Annotated in this window: 17 protein-coding genes and 2 tRNA genes; 2 read left to right on the top strand and 17 right to left on the bottom strand. The window is 44.2% G+C overall.

What is annotated here, in order from left to right:
* Positions 1-9: 9 nt before the first annotated feature.
* The gene (locus FRX57_RS06385) at positions 10-603 is read left to right on the top strand and encodes a TVP38/TMEM64 family protein (RefSeq protein ID WP_146567806.1); all 594 of its coding nucleotides are present in this window, start codon (positions 10-12) and stop codon (positions 601-603) included.
* Between the two features lie 73 nt (positions 604-676).
* Here the strand turns inward: FRX57_RS06385 and rpsA are convergent, their stop codons facing one another.
* The 10 genes from rpsA to parE all read right to left on the bottom strand — a co-directional run bounded on the left by rpsA (position 677) and on the right by parE (position 11,807).
* A complete protein-coding gene (rpsA, locus tag FRX57_RS06380; protein ID WP_146567804.1) occupies positions 677-1,885 on the bottom strand; it encodes a 30S ribosomal protein S1 in 1,209 nt (402 codons plus the stop codon).
* Positions 1,886-2,007: 122 nt separating this feature from the next.
* A tRNA-Gln gene (locus tag FRX57_RS06375) sits at positions 2,008-2,079 on the bottom strand.
* Between the two features lie 29 nt (positions 2,080-2,108).
* A tRNA-Tyr gene (locus FRX57_RS06370) sits at positions 2,109-2,189 on the bottom strand.
* A gap of 62 nt (positions 2,190-2,251) precedes the next feature.
* Positions 2,252-2,482, bottom strand: a complete 231-nt coding sequence (locus FRX57_RS06365; RefSeq protein ID WP_146567801.1) for a DUF2969 domain-containing protein — start codon at positions 2,480-2,482, stop codon at positions 2,252-2,254.
* Positions 2,483-2,609: 127 nt separating this feature from the next.
* The gene (gene parC, locus FRX57_RS06360; protein WP_146567799.1) at positions 2,610-5,024 is read right to left on the bottom strand and encodes a DNA topoisomerase IV subunit A; all 2,415 of its coding nucleotides are present in this window, start codon (positions 5,022-5,024) and stop codon (positions 2,610-2,612) included.
* A gap of 52 nt (positions 5,025-5,076) precedes the next feature.
* The gene (locus FRX57_RS06355) at positions 5,077-5,427 is read right to left on the bottom strand and encodes a hypothetical protein (RefSeq protein ID WP_146567797.1); all 351 of its coding nucleotides are present in this window, start codon (positions 5,425-5,427) and stop codon (positions 5,077-5,079) included.
* A gap of 30 nt (positions 5,428-5,457) precedes the next feature.
* Entirely contained in the window at positions 5,458-6,234 is a 777-nt protein-coding gene (locus FRX57_RS06350) for a DUF6261 family protein (protein ID WP_146567795.1), read from the bottom strand.
* A 291-nt stretch (positions 6,235-6,525) separates the two neighbouring features.
* Positions 6,526-7,758, bottom strand: coding sequence for a restriction endonuclease subunit S (locus FRX57_RS06345; RefSeq protein WP_146567793.1), 1,233 nt, complete (start codon positions 7,756-7,758; stop codon positions 6,526-6,528).
* Positions 7,701-9,761 (bottom strand): N-6 DNA methylase, encoded by a 2,061-nt coding sequence (locus FRX57_RS06340; RefSeq protein ID WP_146567791.1) that lies wholly within the window; start codon positions 9,759-9,761, stop codon positions 7,701-7,703. Before FRX57_RS06340 ends, FRX57_RS06345 begins: the two co-directional genes overlap by 58 nt.
* A gap of 105 nt (positions 9,762-9,866) precedes the next feature.
* A complete protein-coding gene (gene parE / locus FRX57_RS06335; protein ID WP_146567789.1) occupies positions 9,867-11,807 on the bottom strand; it encodes a DNA topoisomerase IV subunit B in 1,941 nt (646 codons plus the stop codon).
* Between the two features lie 102 nt (positions 11,808-11,909).
* On the opposite strand from parE, the gene plsY reads away from it, so the two are divergent.
* A complete protein-coding gene (gene plsY, locus FRX57_RS06330; protein WP_146567787.1) occupies positions 11,910-12,551 on the top strand; it encodes a glycerol-3-phosphate 1-O-acyltransferase PlsY in 642 nt (213 codons plus the stop codon).
* Between the two features lie 82 nt (positions 12,552-12,633).
* Here the strand turns inward: plsY and FRX57_RS06325 are convergent, their stop codons facing one another.
* The 7 genes from FRX57_RS06325 to FRX57_RS06295 form a co-directional block, all read right to left on the bottom strand.
* A complete protein-coding gene (locus FRX57_RS06325; RefSeq protein WP_146567785.1) occupies positions 12,634-15,003 on the bottom strand; it encodes a 5'-nucleotidase C-terminal domain-containing protein in 2,370 nt (789 codons plus the stop codon).
* Between the two features lie 84 nt (positions 15,004-15,087).
* Positions 15,088-15,741 (bottom strand): uracil-DNA glycosylase, encoded by a 654-nt coding sequence (locus tag FRX57_RS06320; protein WP_146567906.1) that lies wholly within the window; start codon positions 15,739-15,741, stop codon positions 15,088-15,090.
* Positions 15,742-15,766: 25 nt separating this feature from the next.
* Positions 15,767-16,402, bottom strand: a complete 636-nt coding sequence (locus FRX57_RS06315) for an amino acid ABC transporter permease (protein WP_146567904.1) — start codon at positions 16,400-16,402, stop codon at positions 15,767-15,769.
* Between the two features lie 23 nt (positions 16,403-16,425).
* Positions 16,426-17,907, bottom strand: coding sequence for an amidase (locus tag FRX57_RS06310; protein ID WP_146567902.1), 1,482 nt, complete (start codon positions 17,905-17,907; stop codon positions 16,426-16,428).
* A gap of 132 nt (positions 17,908-18,039) precedes the next feature.
* Positions 18,040-19,197, bottom strand: a complete 1,158-nt coding sequence (locus tag FRX57_RS06305; protein ID WP_146567782.1) for an Mbeg1-like protein — start codon at positions 19,195-19,197, stop codon at positions 18,040-18,042.
* 2 nt (positions 19,198-19,199) lie between these two features.
* Positions 19,200-19,643: a peptide-methionine (R)-S-oxide reductase MsrB gene (msrB, locus tag FRX57_RS06300; protein ID WP_146567780.1), complete on the bottom strand. Its 444-nt coding sequence runs from the start codon at positions 19,641-19,643 to the stop codon at positions 19,200-19,202.
* Between the two features lie 152 nt (positions 19,644-19,795).
* A partial coding sequence (locus FRX57_RS06295; RefSeq protein WP_146567778.1) for a MucBP domain-containing protein occupies positions 19,796-20,856 on the bottom strand: 1,061 nt, incomplete at its 5' end.

Raw genomic sequence — 20,856 nt, 5'->3', positions numbered from 1 at the left:
GATTGTATTATGTATAAAGTATGGCAGAAAACGTTTCAAATTTTAGGAATCATCACACTGATTGCCTCCATTGCCCTAGTCATCTGGCTCTTCAAAAATGGGATTCTCAATGATCAGAATGCCTTTAAGAGCTGGGTCAGCCAATACCAACTGATGGCTCCCCTAATCTTTATTTTCATTCAAATTGTCCAGATTGTCATCCCCATCCTTCCAGGTGGGGTAACCACAGTAGCCGGCTACTTGGTTTTTGGACCCTGGCTAGGCTTTATCACTAACTATATCGGGATTTTACTAGGGAGTATCATTCTTTTCCTCATTGTCAAGCGCTATGGTCGCCCCTTTATCAAACTGTTTGTCAAGGACAAGGATCTCAGTAAATACGAAGCCAAACTAGAAACCAAGGGCTACGAACGCTTTTTCATCTTCTGCATGGCCTCGCCGATTTCTCCAGCCGACATCATGGTCATGGTTACAGGGCTGAGTAGCATGTCGCTCAGACGCTTTATCATCATCATGCTAATCACCAAACCCTTATCCATCATCGGTTACAGTTACCTATGGATTTACGGCGGCCATCTCCTCCAATACTTTCTTAGTCTCTAGCACCCCCCAGATGGGTGCTTTTTTCTTGACTGAAGGCAACAATAAAAAAGCTTGGTAAAACCAAGCTTTTTTATTACAATTCAATATCACCAAACAAGTCAGCCATTGAGAAACCAGTTTGTGTTTCTGGCAACTCGTAGTCACGTTTTTCTTGACGACGTGGGCGACGTGGACGTGATTGACGTTTTTCACCATTGTCGCCTTCAGACTTGTCTTGGGCTGGACGCTCTTCAAGTGCCTTGATTGACAATGATACACGCTCATCAGCGGCATTAACTTCAAGCACTTTAACCGTTACATCTTGACCTACTGACAAGGCATCTTTTGGATTTTCAACACGTTTGTGTGAGATTTGTGAGATGTGAACCAAGCCATCAATACCTGGCAACACTTCTACAAAAGCACCAAAGTCAGTCAAACGTTTTACTTTACCTTCAACAACATCACCAGCTGCAAGTTTTTGCTCTACACCATCCCATGGTCCAGGTGTTGTTGCTTTAAGAGAAAGCGATACACGACCTTCTTCTTCGTCAATAGCAAGAACTTTAACGTCAACATCTTCACCAACAGTTACGACTGATTTTGGAGAAACGTTACGCTCATGTGACAATTCAGTCACGTGAACAAGACCATCAACACCACCAAGATCAATAAAGGCACCAAAGCTAGTCAAACGAGCAACCTTACCAGTGACAACTGATCCAACTTCAATTTTAGAGAAGACTTCTTGGCGAGCCGCTGCTGCAACTTCTTCTACAACTTCACGACGTGACAAGATGAAACGGTTCTCTGCTGCATTAACTTCCTTGATTTTTGCTTCAAATTCTTGACCAACAAAACGCTCAGTGTTACGAACGAAACGAGTATCAAGCATTGATGCAGGGATGAAGCCACGAAGGCCTTCAAACTCAACAGAAAGACCACCCTTAACGGCACGAGTTCCCTTAACCGTAACAACTTCTTCTTCACGACCGACAAGCTTATCCCAAGCTTTGCGAGCTTCTAAACGTTTTTTAGAAACAAGGAAAGTTACTGTATCAGTATCTTTACCTACAACTTGACGAAGAACAAGCACTTCAAGTGTTTCGCCAGCTTTAACAAATTCATTGATATCAGCATCACGGTCATTTGTCAATTCACGAAGTGTCAAAACACCTTCAACACCTGTACCTTCAATGACAAGGTTTGCTTGACCATTATCAACTGTTAAAACTTCCGCAGTGACCACGTCACCTGGGTTCACTTCGCTAACACTGTTTAGCAAATCTTCAAATTCATTCATTCTAAAAAATCCTCCAATAAAAGCTAGCCAAGCTAGCTTTTAACAACAATATATTTTTTCAAGGCAACCCGCAAGGACAAGAATTTTATCGCTGACGGTCTTAGGAATTCCTAATACCTCAACTGGGGTAGCTGGATTCGAACCAACGCATGAGGGAGTCAAAGTCCCTTGCCTTACCGCTTGGCGATACCCCAATCATCATCTAAGCTACTTGTCTTAGATATGGAGAGAGAGGGATTCGAACCCCCGAACCCGAAGGAGCGGATTTACAGTCCGCCGCGTTTAGCCTCTTCGCTATCTCTCCTTAACAACAAAACCTATTATAACACAGGTTTTGCCTTTGTGCAAGACTTTTTTGTTATTTTTTTAATGATTCAAGTTATAAGCTTCAATAATATGCTCAATTCCTTGGTCAAATGTTTTATAGATACTGTCAACAGCCCCCTGTTTAATGACGGCAAACTGTTTATCCAACTCAACCAGTTGACCGGCAATTTTCTTACCAATAACTAAGTGGTAGCCTGCCACCAGCTGACCATTGACCTCAACCTTGGCATCTAGGACCTGTACTTCAATCTTTTTATCTTTTTTACTCATAAGAACCTCACTCCTGTAACTATTTTACACAAAAACAAGGAAGCTTGCAAGAGCAAACTTCCCGACACTTAGCAATGGACAGTCAAACCAACTTGGGTAACATGTGGTCGCTAACAAAGACCTGTTCTCACCCAGACAACTCCTCCCAGGCCTTGATAACTTGGTCACTGCTCATGCTATCTGCAATAAAGCTACCATTGCTGGTCCGCTCTGACAGGGAGAGACTGGTCAAGTCCACCGTGTAGGTTTGGCCTGCCTGTGACACGACCTGTAACTGTTGCGGTCCAGCCAAGACATTACCCGCTAGATAAACTCGGTGGGGCTTGGTTTTCAATTCCCGGAGAACTTGAAGGCCTCGTTTGGCCCGACCAGTAACCGGCAACTGATCCACCGCCACTCGCTTCAGGCTTCCCCTTTGGGTCAAGAGATAGAAGGAATCACTTTGGACAGTAAAGACGGCCTGGACCAAATCATCTGCCTTCAAATTAACCGCCTTAACCCCAGCCGCTTTCAGACCGACTACCGGCACTTCGCTATTTTCAAACCGCAGAGCATAACCCAACTGGGTCACTAGCATGACCTCCTCCAACTGAACAGGAGCCACAGTCAAGACTCGGTCGCCAGCCGCTTTCAATTTCATAAAGGTCAGAGACTTGGACCGATAGGTTCGCCAAGGACCTAACTCTTTTTGCTCAAAGCGTTTAATCTGGCCCGACTGGCTAGCTGCCAGGTAAAGACCGTCTCTCAACTGGTCTAACAAGTCAACAAAGACAACCTCCTCATCAGCAGAAAAGTTACTGATGGTTTGTGACAAGTGCTCTCCGATATCTTTCCAGCGACTATCAACCAATTCATGGACCGGGCGATAGATGACATTCCCAAGGTTGGTAAAGATGAGTAGTTGTTGGGTGGTCTTAGCCTGGGCTAAGAAGATCAGGTAGTCATCATCGCGCTTGCCTACCTCAGTAAGGGTTGAAGCGGAGAAGGAGCGTGGACTGGTTCGTTTGATATAGCCAGCCTTGGTCACACTAACATAGGTGTCCTCTGCCACAATCAAGCTCTTGCTGTCAATCTCAATATGAGCTTCTTCTGCCCTTAATTCTGTTCGTCTAGGATTGCCAAACCGTTTCTTGACCTCTCGCAGTTCTTTTTTCATGACCTGATACAGGGTCTTTTCATCTCCGATAATGGCAGACAGGTATTGAATCTCCTGTCGCAGACGCTCTTCTTCCTCCTGTAAGGTCACAATGTCGGTATTGGTCAAGCGGTAAAGTTGTAGGGTCACAATGGCCTCAGCCTGCTCTTCTGTAAAGTCATAGCTGACCTTGAGGTTTTCCTTGGCGTCAGCCTTGTTCTCACTGGCCCGAATCAGGGCAATGACTTCATCGAGAATTGACAAGACACGAATCAAGCCCTCCACGATATGAAGCCGTTTTTCCGCCTTTTCCTTATCAAAACGTGACCGGGCAATAATAATCTCCTTGCGGTGGGCAATGTAGCTAGAGAGGATTTTAATCAAACCAACCTGCCGCGGCGTGTAATGGTCGATGGCCACCATGTTGAAATTATAGTTAATCTGTAAGTCCGTGTACTTAAAGAGATAGTTGAGAATGGTCTGGCTGTCCGCATCCTTTTTCAATTCTACCGCAATGCGTAGGCCGGCGCGGTCTGACTCATCTCGGACCTCGGCAATGCCAGGCACCTTGTTATTGACCCTAACCTCATCAATTTTCTTAACTAGATTTGCCTTGTTGACCTCATAGGGGAGTTCGGTAATGACGATTTGCTCCTTGCCTGCCTTAAGGGGCTCAATGCTTGTCCGACTACGCAGTACCAAGCGTCCCTTACCTGTTTCATAAGCTTTTTTCAGGTCTTCAGTTCCTTGAATCAAGCCACCTGTTGGAAAATCAGGCCCAGGAAGAAACTCCATGAGCTTATCCAGACTAGCCTTGGGGTGGTCAATCAAGTGTACCACCGCATCAACCACCTCCGTCAGATTATGGGGGGGAATATCCGTAGCATAACCGGCCGAAATACCTGTTGCTCCATTGACCAAAAGATTTGGAAAGGCAGCTGGTAGGACCGTAGGCTCCTTCTCGGTATCGTCAAAGTTCCAAGCAAAAGGAACGGTCTTTTTATCAATGTCCTGCAAGAGATAACCTGCCATCTCTGACAGCCGAGCCTCGGTATAACGCATGGCCGCCGGCGGGTCTCCGTCCATAGAACCATTATTTCCGTGCATTTCCACCAGAATTTCTCGGTTTTTCCAGTCCTGACTCATGCGTACCATGGCCTCATAGATGGACGAATCACCGTGAGGATGGAAATTCCCCATGACATTTCCCACTGACTTGGCTGATTTCCGATAGCCCTTGTCAAAGGTATTGCCGTCCTTATTCATCGAATAAAGAATCCGCCGTTGCACGGGCTTGAGACCATCACGAATGTCTGGCAAGGCCCGCTCCTGAATAATGTATTTGGAGTAACGTCCAAAACGCTCCCCCATGATGTCCTCCAAGGACATGTTTTGAATGTTGGTCATAAGATTATACACATCGTCCACTATCGTATGTTGGGACTGATTGGGTTCCTTTCTAAAGGGCTAAGGTCACCATGACTGGTTTTTTCTGGGCAATATGTTCTTTGAGATCGTCTGGTAGGTCAAATTCCGTTACTTGGTCGTCAAGATGAGACAGAACAAGATAGTAACCATTTAGGGCATCAAATCTAACCCAAGACACCCCATCTTTTTTCCATGACGCCTCCAAAGAAAAAGGGAGAGAAGATAAGGTATTGTCATAAGTTTCTTCCTTATGTTTCAGTTTATCCATTATCCGGTAAACGGTCATTGCCTGTCTTGATTCTTTGGCATCTAATACTTGACCAAACTCCGTATAAGTCAAGGGTGTCAAAGAAACAGTGGCTAGAATTGTCTTACTTTCCATACGTTTCCTTTATTCTTTCATTGTTAAGGTCTAGATCACTTCAGCTTGGTTACTGGTAGTTGTGACTGCCAGGTCGGCAATAACCGTCGGAGCCTTTTTACCTTTACGTTTTCTATACCGGCTCCGAATAGCATTAAGCTGGTCACGAAGTTGGGCAAAGTAGGCTTTTTCTGGATAAGCATAGGCATTGAGTGCTGTAAAGTCAACCAAAAACTCGTAAGTCTCAATCAATTCTACCTTTAATTGCCGATTTTGACTAGGCACAAAGCTCGTCTGCTCTGTCAGCCGCTCCTGATAAAGACGAGCAAAACGATTCTGGACTGCCTTTAATTGTTCCACATGTGGGGATAGGTGGAATTGGGTCAGAGCCGACTGATAGGTCACTGAGGCCAGTTGAGCCAAGAGGTGATTGATACTCTCGGTTCGTTTTTCATAGCTGAGCTGGGTTAATTTTTGGTAATTTTTTAGTAGGGGAGTGAGGTCTTGATAAGCAGCTTGACTATTGCTATCCTTGCTTCTAGCAAAGGCCCGAATTAAGGAAAACAAGGTGACTAGGGCATCCTTGCGCTCATTGTCTGCCGCTTCTAGTTTTTTGGTAACTCTACTCGACCGATTGACATGTAGACCATCGTCAAACTGGTCTAACAAGGTTGACAGGCGAGTGTTTTTACTGACATAGAGCAGTTCCGTTTTATGAGCCTTGGTAAATTTAGCAATGGCATCATGCGATTCCTTGATCAGCTGATACAGGGCCTTGCTGTCCAAGGCTGCCGGGGACATACCAGTCACACGATAAACTTTTTTCATAGAAGCCTCCTTGATGAATCTGATAAAATTTTTATCACCTACTCGGAGTGGGTCGGACAAGCCAATAAAAAATTTTTTGACCTGCCTAACCCGCTCGCTGGCTTTTTTTATATTTTATCGACTTGTCCGACCATCAGGGAGAGGATGGCTAAAAATTAGTCACTCCCAACTACTTGGTTAGACAGCCTTAATCATTAATTTCACCAGCAAAGAACTAAATGAGATGATTGGTTCCTTATCTTATCATTCGTAAAAGAAAGGTAAAACTAAGAAAAAAGGTTTAATTATTGATTAGTGACTAGCAACCACTTCCTTGGTTGCTTCAATCTTCTTATCCGTCCATTCGACCAAGTCTTTGATGACTAATTTTTCAATTACACGGATAAAGTCGAACATAAAAGTATAATCTATTTCCCCATTTTTAACAGGTAATTGAAACTGTAAATCAGGTAGTTTATTAGTAGCATTGACTGAGTACTCTGTAAATAGAATTTGTAATTTATTGATAGCTGTCGTCACAAACAAGCGAACCTCGCTTGTTTGGTCTCCATCCTTAAATTGTAAGGCTTTGACCCTCGTTCCAATATAAAAATCATTAGCCTGTGTTGTTGCTAAAAACACACCTCTATCTGCTAAAGCTAAAGTTTCCTTATAACCAAATAACTGACGATTGGACAACTGTTTAATGTAAACCGAAATTCCATTATTTTGATGTTGATGACTGACCAAAGGAATATTCCCTTTTTCTGTTCTTCCAATAATAACATCTTGTCCTGTATAAATGTTAAAAATACTTTTGAAAGCATAAGTACCCAAATACTCTACTCTACTCTTAGTATCGGAGAGTTTGACGAACTTGTCAAGTATTTTTTCATCTTTTTCTGTTAAGTGATAATCTTTTAGTCCAGTGACTGTTAGATAAGCCTCGAGCGTCTCGATGCGTTCAGCCTCGAGCGTCTTTATATAGGTTTCCATATATGAAAATGCCAACTCATTTTTTACATAAGGTACTGTGATTTCCACTGATTTAATACGTTCCCAACCGGCTTTATTTGACCAATTATAACGGTATCTTATTGCCTTTTGCAATACACCGACAAAGTATAAGTAAGCCAACTCAGATAGCTCTTTTTCCTTAAAACGTATTGCATAGGCATCCTGTAGGACTGTAAATTCCTTAGATTGATAATACATTACTCCTGTATTAGCACCATTGGCTGATACGCTAATACAATTTTTCAAAATTGTTGCATTTTCTACTGGTACATAATAAGCTAATCCTTGATTTTCCACACCAGCTGTTAAAGCAGGTAAACAATAAACTTCGTCATGTTTATTTTTTAAGTCCCTCGCTTTATATGGTAATTTCTTAGTCGGTATTTTTTCAAAGAGGGTCTCAATTGCTATCTTTTTCCACTCTCCCCCAGCCTTTATGAAGTCATCGTCTAACTTCTGCAAAGCTGGATTTATGGCTTTTTTGCAACATCTTCCCCCTTTTGTTGGAGTAGTTGAGTGACTTCCCATGAGAGATAATCAGCAACTGTTTTTTTGAAATCATCCAAGGTTGGTTTGGTATCAATCTTTTGATGATGTTCAAAATTCCAATCCAGTCCAATTTTTTCTTCATCTAGAGTAATGGGGTCTTCAATAAATTCATCAGTGGTCAGAATGTGCAAATAACTCGCTCCATACTTGACTAAATCAACAACTTCTGCATAACGACCTGCGGCATTATCAACATCGCGTAAGTTATTACTCGCCTTTGTTTTCTTACGACTAGCTCGCTTATAACCATCATTGCGTAAATCAATAAAACGAACAGGTTGCTTCACATCATGACTTTCACCAACTTTGAAAACATAAATAGACGTCTGTACACCAGACTTTCCGATAAAGACATCCACTGGCATTTTTATCGAAGCTAATAAAGTGTTTTTCTCAAGAATTGCCTTCCTAATCTCTTGCCCATTTTTACCAACAGAATCCTGAACAATGACAGAAGCATAGCCCTTGGTCATCATAGACAAGGCCTTTTTAACAAAAATCATGCCATTGCCTTCTGCCGAATACGGAGGATTGAGAATAAAGGCATCCGCAGGAAATTTTTCTCCCTCTTTACCAAAGCCATAATTACCATTAAATTCTGTCAAAGAATTTTTATTCAAAATGTTAGAACTACCATCACCCATCAAAATCATGTTAAGGACAGCCAACATATAAACACCAGAAAGTAACTCTAGTCCTAACAGCTGCTCTGCCTTAATGGATAACTCTTTCTGACGAAGTTCTTCTGGCGAACTAATCTTTTCCTTGGCATCATTAAGCATTTCATTCATGGCAGCGACCAAGAGACCCGCCGAACCTGTGGCAAAATCCCAGACATAAGAATCCTTATTAACACGGGCTAGCTTCACCAAAAAAGTAGCAACATAGGAAGGCGTTAGCACGACATCATTTAACTTATCTTGTGAGAAACCTAACCATGAATACATCTCGTTGAATAGTTTTCCAGTAAAATCTGTTGTCAACCCAATCTTGTAGTAAATCCCCAAGTCATCCACAATCTTGGTAAAAACCCTTTTCAACTGACTTTCACCATTTTTAATCTTGTTAATATTATCCGACAAAATGGTATTAGACAAAGTACGAATAATCAATTTTTTCTTAGACTTAGGCAAGTCTTTTTCTTCCAAAAAACTTTCAATTTTCCGTTTAAGAACTTGTCCATCACTATCATTTCCTGTCTCTCGTTGAGATTTAAGATCTGATTTTTCTAGAGGAGTTACCTTACCTGGAATCCCCAAGGTGGCAATGATTGACGCCGCAACTAAATAAACACGGTCATTTTCCCCCAAGCCTTTTTCGTTTTGGTAGATGTCATTATTGAGCTTGGTCAAACTAGCGTCAATTTCCTGTTCACGTTTTTCCTTAATACGTGCCAATTCTTCTTCGCTCAAGCTCAGATGACGAATAGTTTCTACAAAACCTTCAAAATTAGTAGGAGCTAAAAAGGAGAGGTCGGTAAAGTCGCCAACTTTTTGACCAATACCTAGATTGGACTTAGAAACATAATAGACACCAATAGCATGATTTAGATTATCTTGAGGATCCTTGTAGCCAGTCACACCAATGGCAATAATATCAGTGTAGCTAGTATAGTGCAAAAGGGCATTGGCATAGTGAACGGCTCCATTGACAGCGTAATTCTTGATATTCTGAAAATGCGGCTCATTTTTAGCCGTGCTATTATCCACCTCACCAGTCGTCGTTAGCTTGACTAACTTGTCCTTATAACCCTTATACTCGATTAAGACAGGAAAATAATTGCCTTGTTCATCTTGCAACAAGAGTTTTGCGTCGGGTCTATTGCCACCCTTACCACCACTCTTAGAATGATAGTCATTAAGAGCCTTATCAATCTCGGTATTTAAGGTTTCTTGTTCTAACTTATAATCCAGCTGATAATTTTTTAACCAGCTATTGACTAAATCAGCAATATTTGGTTCAACACTTTGTACTTTTACCATTTTTTACTTCACAGCCTTTCTTTTTTCCTTACGATGGCTGGCAAGGCGCTAGCGCCATCTTAATCCCGCCAAGACCACTGTTTCAAACCACCCTTTCTTGACTCCCTAAAACACACTGGCTTCTTCCAAGGTAAATTTGACATTGTCTTCAATCCACTGGCGACGAGGAGCAGGCTTGTCACCCATCAGGATAGACACGCGCCGCTCAGCCCGAGCTAGATCTTCAATCGTCACGCGAATTAAAGTCCTCGTCTCAGGGTTCATGGTTGTTTCCCAGAGCTGGTCAGCATTCATTTCGCCCAGTCCCTTATAACGTTGGAGGGTCGCTCCCTTGCCAAAGTCTTTTCGCAAATCAGCCAACTCACCATCGCTCCAAGCATAGGCAATCTGCTCATTTTTCCCCTTGCCCTTGCTCATCTTGTAAAGAGGGGGAAGAGCGATATAAACCCGACCTGCCTCAACCAAGGGCCGCATATAACGGTAGAAAAAGGTCAAAAGTAGGGTTTGAATATGGGCACCGTCCGTGTCAGCATCGGTCATGATAATGACCTTATCATAATGACAATCCACCAATGAGAAATCTGCCCCGACACCGGCACCGATGGTATAAATCATGGTATTGATTTCTTCGTTTTTAAGGATATCTGCCATCTTGGCCTTCTCTGTATTTAAAACCTTACCTCTGAGGGGCAAGATAGCCTGAAACTTGCGGTCTCGTCCTTGCTTGGCTGAGCCACCAGCCGAATCCCCCTCAACCAGATAGAGTTCATTTTTTTGAGGGTTCTTAGACTGGGCCGGTGTCAATTTGCCAGATAAAAGGCCCTTGTCTTTTTTATTTTTCTTGCCATTGCGGCTATCGTCACGGGCCTTACGAGCGGCTTCTCTGGCATCACGCGCCTTGATGGCCTTGCGGATGAGATTGGCTGCTAGTTCACCATTTTCCATGAGAAAGAAGGTCAGCTTGTCTGAAACAATGCTCTCCACCACTGGACGAGCCAGAGGGCTCCCCAACTTATCCTTGGTTTGCCCTTCAAACTGTAAGTGTTCTTCTGGGACCAGGATGGATAAGACCGCAGACAGGCCCTCACGGTAGTCCGACCCCTCTAGGTTCTTATCTTTTTCCTTGAGCAGACCAGTCTTACGGGCATAGTCATTCATGACCTTGGTAATGGCCGTCTTAAAACCCGTTTCATGGCTACCGCCATCCTTGGTGCGGACATTATTAACAAAGGAGAGGATATGATCTGAAAAGCCATCATGATATTGGAGGGCGATGGAGAGCTGAAAGTCTGATTGACTGCCTTCGATAGCAACAACAGGGGTCAAGGTTTCCTTGTCCTCGTTGAGGTAGGCTACAAAGTCTTCTACCCCATTTTCATAATGGAAGTGTTCTGTCTGACCACTTCTTTCATCGGTCAAGACCATGGTCACATCTTTTAAGAGAAAGGCTGACTCCTTCAAGCGCTCAGCAATGGTATTAAATTTAAACTGAGTCGTGGAAAAAATACTGGCGTCTGGTAGAAAACGGACGGTGGTCCCTGATTTGGACTTGGCTGCTGTGCCAATCTTTTCCAAGGTCGTGACAGGCTGCCCCCCCTTTTCAAAGCGTTGGCGGTAGATGGCCCCATCTCGGGTGATTTCCACTTCCAGCCAGCTAGAGAGGGCATTGACAACTGACGACCCAACCCCGTGCAAGCCCCCTGAGGTCTTGTAGCCACCTTGACCAAATTTCCCCCCGGCATGGAGGACGGTAAAGATGACTTCTACTGTGGGAATCCCACGCGCGTGTAAGCCAACAGGCATGCCTCGTCCTTGGTCAGCCACACTAAGAGAACCATCAGCATGAATGGTGACTCGAATCTCCCGACCAAAGCCTGATAGGGCCTCGTCCACCGCATTATCAACAATTTCCCAGACCAAGTGGTGCAGGCCAGCCCCATCCGTTGAACCGATGTACATACCTGGTCGCTTGCGGACCGCTTCCAAGCCTTCTAGGACCTGAATGGCATCATCATTATAAGTTGTTCTCGTTACTTCCTTAGCCATCTTGACCTCCAAATTTTTCATACTCCCCTATCTTACAAGTTTTTAGGCGTTTTTGCAAAGGAATTCTACATTTTTTCCTGATTTATGTGGTATAATGGCAATATGACTACCTTGATTTATCTTTTGATTGCCTATTTATTAGGCTCCATTCCGACTGGTCTTTGGATTGGTCATTCTATTTATGGTAAAAATCTGCGTGAATTTGGCAGTGGTAACACAGGGACTACCAACACCTTTCGCATTCTCGGCAAAAAGGCCGGAACAGTCACCTTGTTAGTTGATTTATTAAAGGGAACCTTGGCAACCCTCTTGCCTATTTGGTTTGGTGGCAGCTGGCTATCGCCTATCATCATCGGTTTCTTGGCTGTCTTAGGTCACACCTTTCCTGTCTTTGCTCATTTTAAGGGGGGTAAGGCAGTTGCGACCAGTGCTGGCGTCATTCTCGGCTTTGCCCCATCATTTTTCCTTTATCTACTGGTCATTTTTTTAACCACGCTTTATTTGACCAGCATGATTTCCTATGCTAGCATTTCCGTTGCCATCTGTGCCTTGGTTGGAATCATCATTTTCCCCGCCCTTGGCATCATCCTCCCCAGCTATGACCTTGTTTTTTCAGTGGTCATTGGCTTGATGGCAACCGTGATTCTCCTGCGTCATCAGGATAATATGAAACGGATTAAAAACAAGAAGGAAAATTTAGTTCCCTTTGGGCTTAATCTAACCAAACAAGCCCCTAAAAAATAAATCTTCCTTAACTAGCCGAGCAGTTGCTCGGCTTTTTTGTCGCCAAAAAAGACTAGACAAGTGTCTAGTCCTTTAAGGGGACTTATTCCTCTTTCTTCCGCACACCGACCAAGCCAAGAATCATCAGCCCTAGTCCGGCAAAAATACCCATGATTGACCGATTACCAGCAGTCAATGGCAGGAATTTATCACTCGTTAGGCTGTGGTTCTTATCATTAGCCAGGCTAGCAATCTTAGTCACTTCAAATGACGCTGGTTTAGCAACCGTTTGTCTGCCGCTTGTCATCTTGGTTGTCACAAGTGTCTGGGCTTGAGTCGCTTGACCTGTTGCTGTCCCTGCTTGCACCAATGGCCTAGCTTGGTCTAAGGTCAGCTCCTTATTCTCTGACGTGCTTGGCAAGTCTAGTTTTTGGTCCTCTTGCTCTGCCTTGGCTAACTCCTCCAATAATTTTTCAAAGCTTGCCTTAGAGAGAGAAATCAAGCGTGAATTTGGATTGATTTTCTCGTAAAGTGACCAATCAAGAGTCTTGGCCTGGGTTTGCAAGAAATCTGCAAAGACAGTATCCAGTGACGGACCTTCTTCACGGGCGCCGCCTAGCATGATGTAACCATCACCGCCAGCTGCCAAGAAATCATTGGTTGCTAGATAGTAAGATTTTGCTAAATCAATTGGCTCATAGGCACCTGTCTCTGGGTTATAAATTGAAATGGCTAAAATCCGCTCCTCAGCTGGTAGGGTCGTGTCATAATAAACTTCCGCTCCGGCAACATGGAGGAAGCCTCCACTTGGTTCTAGGAGAGGTTGACCATTTTCATCAAGAACAGGGGCTTGAGTTTCCCCCTTACTTTGGAGAACAGATCCCAGTGATTTGACAAACATGTCATAAATACTTTGACCCGTCATTTCAATCTGTGAAATGAAATTACCAAATGGTAACACGGCAATGGTGCCACCTTTGGTGATTGGTTTTCCTTTTTCTAAGGTCTTACGGATACCACCACCATTCATCACTGCCAAGTTTGTTTTATGGCTGAAACCTGTCTGACCATAGGTCAAAATCGCATCAGTAATCAAGTTACCAATATTGGTTTCACGTACCCGAACATTCATCCGATCAGCATCTAGCTCAACAGGATTGTTGGCTACCAAGACTTCTGAATTTAATTGTTCAAAATCTGCCTTAACCTGTGCCACCTTAGCTGCGACTGCTGGATCTGGCGTCACAGACTTCAAATCATCATAGGTTAATGAGCTAGCCGTCATCTTATCAGCTGATACCAAAATTTTACCGACATTATTAAGGTAGTTACCGGTTTGGCCATAGACCACATAGTCACCATAGCTAGCTGTTGCCAGGGTATGTGAGTGCCCATCAACCACAATCAGGCGTTTGCCTTCTAGGAGCTTGCTTTGAGAAAATGCCTTGGCTAAATTGCCCCCCTGCCATTGTGGGAGGGTCGTTTGGTCAATTCCTAAATGCGATAGGACAACATAATTGCGATAGACCTTGCCTTCTGCCTGTGCCCGAGCCTCCACTTCAGCAATGACTTTTTCCACTTCGGCAATCGGCTCAGTAAAAGTCACTCCAGGAATATTACGCGGATGGGTCTTGGTGCTTGCTTCAGGTGTTGTCAGCCCGATAACCACAAATTCATCCCCGACTACCGTCTTATCCTTGTCGATAATCGTGTAAGGTTGCAAGAGACGGACACCGTCAACATAGATGTTTGAACTAATGATTGGGAACTTCAAGAGTTCTTGGAAACGTTTTAACTGATCCAAGCCAAAGTCAAATTCATGGTTGCCGACTGTCATGGCATCATAGCCAATTTGATTCATCAGGGCAACCATTTCTTCACCTTTGGTACTGTTGGTAATAGGCATGCCCTGAAGCGCATCTCCACCATCCAACAAGAGGGTTGGTCCCTGTTTACGGCTCTCTTCCACTACCGTAGCTAACTTGGCCATGCCCAGTACACCCCGTCCTTCTTCCATATTACCGTGCATATCATTAGTATGCAAGATGGTAATATCCTTGACTGATGACTCGGCTGTGACAGGAGCGGTAACTAGTGGGCTAGCTTCTGCAGTCGCCACTGGACTGACCGCTGGCTCTGACTCAACTGTAGCAGACTCACTAGGGGCTACTGAGCGATTACTTACTGCTAGGGATTCTTCAGTAGGGCTTACTGGCTCGGCTACCACTGCCGAAGAATCTGTTTCTGTTTCTGTCTCTGTCTCTAGTTCTGTTGTCGCTGGCACAAGTAGGTCTTGGCTCTGACTTGACTCAAGCTCTGGCTGAGGACTACTTTCTTCGGTAACCAGACTAGCACTAGTGCTTGGTGCTGGACTTGATTCTGTTACCTGTTCTTCTGCATAGGCAGGATTTGTCAAAACCGCTGCCGATAAGACCAAACTTGACAAGAGAGGTATCATTCGCTTTTTATCCATGGACTTTTACTCCTTATAAATCGTTATACGCTTTCATCATATCAAAAACGGAAGTCATCTGTCAAGAGAAAGTCCTTTTTATGGCTAATTTAACCAATTGATTTCCGAAAGACCTGCCGCCTTCAAAAAGGCATTAGTTCGTGAAAATGGACGAGAACCAAAAAAACCACGATAGGCCGATAAGGGACTGGGATGAGCTGATTCGATAATCAGGTGATGGGGATTGGTAATTAAGGTTTTCTTTCGTCTGGCATAGCTCCCCCAAAGGATAAAGACCACAGGGCTGTCTTTTTGATTAATCACCTTAATGATAGCATCTGTAAAAGGCTCCCAAATCTGCCCAGCATGACCATTAGCCTGATGTTGAGGCACGGTCAAACAAGCGTTCAATAATAGAACGCCTTCTTTAGCCCAAGGGGTCAGGTCATGACCGGATCGTTCACCCAAATCTGTTGCCAGTTCCTTGAGAATATTTTGTAGAGAGGGAGGGGCGGGTAAGTCATTGGGAACTGAAAAAGACAGGCCTTGGGCCTGATGGGGACCATGGTAGGGATCCTGACCTAAGATAACGACTTTTACCGCCTCATAAGGGGTCATCTGGAGGGCTCGAAAAACCTTTTCACGTGGGGGATAAACAATCCCTGTCTGATAGACTTGATTCATGAATTGGTTGATGCCTTGAAAATAGCCAGCTGGTAATTCTGCCTTGATTAAGTTATGCCATGTGGAGTGTTCCATCATCAATTCCTCTCAATCTTCTCTATTAACGGCCTAAACCAAGCCGCTTTTCTAACATACTTTGCCCACGTTCCAGTAGAAAGGTCAAGGACCAATAAATCAAACCAACTAACATGTACATGGACATGTAATCCCACTTGGAGCCCCCGATAATCTTAGCATTTTGAAAAATATCTGGAACAGTAATCATGGCCACCAGCGAAGAACTCTTAACCATGTCAATAATCACATTTCCCAAAGGAGGGAGGGCAATTCTCATGGCTTGGGGCAAAATGATAGCCCTTAATACCTTGTGCTCAGGTAACCCTAAGGCCCTTGCTGCCTCCCATTGGCCCTGATCAACTGCCCCAATGGCGGAGCGAAAAATTTCTGACATGTAGGCAGATGACACCACACTAAAATCAATTAGGGCACAAAGCAAGGCCGATAATTGAATGCCATAATGTGGTAGACCAAAATAAAGGACAAAGAGAACCACAATCATCGGTACTCCCCGTAACAGAGAGACAAATACCTGAGCAGGAAGGGTCAAGTAAAACTTCCCCGATAAGCGCATCAGGGCAACCACAAGTCCTAAGCCCAGACCAAAAACAAAACTGAACAAGGAAATTCCCAAGGTATAAGGCAGTCCCGAAATCACAAAGCCAAAGCTATCTATCATGAGTGGGATATCAATAAATTTACTCACACGTCTTCCTTTCTCTCAAAAACAGGGCGGGGTTGGACAAACTGCCCCGCGGTCTCAAAGTCCTGCGCTAGGGCCAACAAGAGATCCTCTCGGCCCTTGGCAGCCGTAAACTGCACTCCCAAAGGAAGCCCTGCTGTTGTTTGATAAAGAGGAAGACTAATGGAGGGCTGACCAGTTTGATTGGCTAACTGATTAAAAGGAGTCAGGCTTAAACCAGGTTTAAACATTTCCAAAAGTAGATCTTGCTGCTCACTCACTCCATAGTCTGAAATATGAAGTAATTTTTCTCTCAAGTCTTCATCTAGCTGCAGCTGACCATGTTTAGGCGCAACATCAGCTGTTGCCGGAGATAATAAGAGGTCAAACTCCTGATGGTATTCTGCCATGACATGACTGTAAGTATCCCATTTCTGAATAGCCTTGGTATAATCTTTAGCTGCTACCTTTTGGCCACTTTGGTAAAGAGCCCAAGTCATCAGCTCCATATCAGCTATGGTCATTGACCTCCCCAACTGAACCGAAATCTCATCAAACATAGCAGCTGTTTCAACACTGTTCATCAGGTAGTAGGTTTTGATGGCCTCCCAACCATCCAGAGGCAGGGCTGACACCTCACTCACTTGATGACCTTGATCAGTCAAAAATTGACAAGCCCGTTTGACAGCTGCTTGAGCATCTTTTGAAACCGGTGTCCCTACGGGCGAAGTCATTTGGACCCCAATTCGCAGTTTTTTTCGTAAAGGGCTTTCTAGCTGACGGCTAGATAATAAAGGAAGAACAAAGGGACTCTCTAGTTGACAAACCTGCATGCCTGCTAGCAAGGCCCTGGTATCACGGACAGATTTGGTCAGGGCAAAATGCGATGAGAGGCCCTGCCAGCCACGAAAACCAATCGGCCCAACAGGCATCCTCCCTCGACTAGGTTTCAAGCCAATCAGGCCATTAAAAGAGGCCGGAATTCGGATAGAGCCACCACCATCACTAGCTGTCGCTAGGGGAAGCATACCAGAGGATACGGCTGCCGCAGCTCCACCACTTGAACCACCCGCATTACGCGACCGATCAAAGGGGAGGTTGACAGCTCCGTATTGCTGGCTGTCACTAATATTTTTAAAACCAAATTCTGGAACATTGGTCCGTCCTAAAACAATAAAGCCCAAGCTCTCCAAGGCTCTGACAAAATTATCTGAAATCCGAGCCCGATAATTGGTAAAAAGCTTAGAGCCTGAGTTAGCCGGCTCTCCAAGCTGCTCCTGCCCCAAATCCTTCAATAAAAGGGGAACTCCTCCAAACGGTTGACCTGAAAAGTCCCTCGTTTCTGCTTCTGCTAAAGCCTTGTCATAACGTTTGCTAGTCACGGCATTGACATAAGGATTTAAGCCTTCAATTTGCTTGATGCCCCACTCCACTAATTCCTTAGGAGAAAGGTCCTTGTCCTTAACTTTTTGCGCCAAGGCCAAGGCGTCTAAGTTTTCCAACATCCCAATTACCCCTTGTTTCTTTCTATCATCATGAGCAATTAACCTCTCTTTTGCTTTATTATAACAAAAAAGGGCCAGTCTGACTATCAGCCCAGACTAGCTCCAAAACCTAATCGACCTTTAGCAAGCTTATGTCTTGCTTGATGGATCAGTCTCCCCTAATGATTTGAGTTTGGCGTTAAAACCCGCTAATTTTTGGTCCAAATCTCCTGTCAGTTGTTGAAATCGAAACTGCAACAAGTGTTTGAAAAAAACATTAACTGACTGGTTCATCATTTCTCTTTGCTGACTCGGTAGGTTAGAAAAGGCTGATAAAACGCCTGTTAATTTTTGAGGGAAATTCTCCTGTAAATCATTCAAGCTATCAATACCAACCTCGGCAAAGACATCAAACACAAGATTAACCAAGACTTTTAATTCCTGACCTCCGAGTTCCTGGGTCCATGATTTAAAGGTCTGCTCTAAAATTTGGCTAGTCTTGGTTCCCTCCTCTACTAAAAGCAAGCCATAACCATCGGTCTGCCAATGAATAACATTATGCTGCTCCAATCCCCGCTTATCACTAGCAATAATCACAGGATCCCTGTCACTTTCCAACATCACACCGACAATCGAATCCTGTGGTCGTATGGCAACAATCTTAGATTTAATCCGTTCATAGCCTGGGCTAGCTAAAACACGTTCATGAACTCCTGGTGCATCAAAAGCATAAACTGCCTTAATCCTATCTTGATCAGCCGCTGCAATAAAACTACTTGCATAGACGGCTAGATTACCCCCTTTAGAATGACCTGTCACCACGAGAGTGCCTGGTAGTTGCCCTAGGACATCAGTCAAAAAGGCTACCGCCCGTCTCTGAGCTGGAATTTCGCTCATATAGGTCATGTTGAAGTCTTCCTTCCAGCCCACTAGGCTATCATCTGTCCCGCGAAAAACCAGCTGGTAATAGTCTAAAGCCGGTAAGTAAAAAAGAGCTGCAGCAAATTGTTTATCAAAGGTGGGGTCAATTTCATTGACATAGGCTTTTAGCTGCAAGTCCGAAAAGCGTGCACTGGCCAAAACCGCCTTCAATAATTCCAACCGCTCTGCCGTTACCAAGAAATCCAAGTCATGGGCTAATAGCTCCTCTCCCCAAGTGACCAAAGTAGACTCACTGGTCAAATCCTTACCCTCTCCCAAGGGGAGGTAGGCGATTTCATTTAAAATGAGCATATCAATATGATTCAGGGAAATGTCATTAAAAGAGGACTGCCCATGTTCTGTCAAATAATCAAGAATATTTGCCACGATTACTCCTCCTGATCAAAGATAGCCTTGTAATCCCCGTAGCCTCGTTCCTCTAACTGGTCATAAGGAATAAAGTCTAGAGCAGCCGAATTAATACAATAACGCAAACCACCCTCAGCAAGAGGACCATCATTGAAGACATGTCCTAAATGCGACTGGGCTTGACGACTCCTCACCTCAATTCGCCGCATATGATGAGATAGATCTTCATGGTTAGTTACGAAACGATTATTAATCGGTTTAGTAAAGGCAGGCCAGCCACAGCCAGACTGGTATTTATTTAACGACGAAAACAAGGGTTCTCCACTGACCACATCAACATATAGCCCCTTCTCAAAAAAATTATCATACTTCCCAGTAAAAGCATGCTCCGTCGCACCATTCTGAGTAACCTCATAGGCTAAAAAGCCTAGTCGCTTTTTTAATTCCTCTTGTGTTTCTGTCATCTTTCTACCTCCTGTACTATGTCCATTCTAAAAAGATTCCTGGTCTTTGTCAACTATAAATTTCCACCATATACTAAAAATCCCCTCCCTAATTTAGGGAGGGGATTTTCTTATCTCATTGATTGGTCATCTATCAATTGAGACAGGTCTGCTTAGTCCTCTTTACGACGACGTTTGCCTACTAGGCCAAGTGACGCAAGAATCATGCCAACGCCAACAGCAGTTGCTGTGGTTGTACTTTCTGTACCAGTATTTGGTAAGACTGTTAGCTTGTTCTCAGTCTTAGGTGCTGTCGGTTCTGCTGGTTGCGGATTTGCCGCCTCAACAGCTTTGGCCGGTGCAGCAGGTTGACTTGGTGCAACTGGTTTAACCGGTTGCTCAACCTTAGCTGGCTGACTTGGTTTCACTGGCTCTTGTGGAGCTTCTGGAGTAATCACCTTGCGGTAAGTGTGGACCACATTGCCATTCTCATCTGTCGTGCTTGACACGATTTCATAACCTGAGATGGTCTTGCTTGGTTGTTTACCGTCCTCTTGCGGTGCAAGTGGGTTACCTTCTTCATCAACGAAGCGTGTTGATGGTTTAGAAACCTTACGGTAGGTATGAACAGTGTTACCATTCTCATCAGTTGTGCTTGATACCAGCTCGTACTCTGGCAAGTCTTTCGATGGTTGGTTACCTTCCTCGTTTGGTACGATTGGGTTGCCATTCTCATCTACAAATGACGTGGTCTTCTTCGCTACCTTACGGTAAGTGTGAACAGTGTTACCATTTTCGTCAGTTGTGCTTGATACTAGCTCGTACTCTGGCAAGTCTTTCGATGGTTGGTTACCTTCCTCGTTTGGTACGATTGGGTTGCCGTTCTCATCTACAAATGACGTGGTCTTCTTCGCTACCTTACGGTAAGTGTGGACCACATTGCCATTCTCATCTGTCGTGCTTGACACGATTTCATAACCTGAGATGGTCTTGCTTGGTTGTTTACCGTCCTCTTGCGGTGCAAGTGGGTTACCATTCTCATCTACAAATGACGTGGTCTTCTTCGCTACCTTGCGGTAAGTGTGGACCACATTACCATTCTCATCTGTCGTGCTTGACACGATTTCATAACCTGAGATGGTCTTGCTTGGTTGTTTACCGTCCTCTTGCGGCGCAAGTGGGTTACCTTCTTCATCAACGAAAGAAGTATTTGATTTACTTACCTTGCGGTAGG

This window comes from Streptococcus cuniculipharyngis, assembly GCF_007859195.1.
GTDB classification, from domain to species: domain Bacteria; phylum Bacillota; class Bacilli; order Lactobacillales; family Streptococcaceae; genus Streptococcus; species Streptococcus cuniculipharyngis.
The sequence above is the reverse complement of the archived record's forward strand: the minus strand, read 5'-3'. Positions and strand labels throughout refer to the sequence as shown.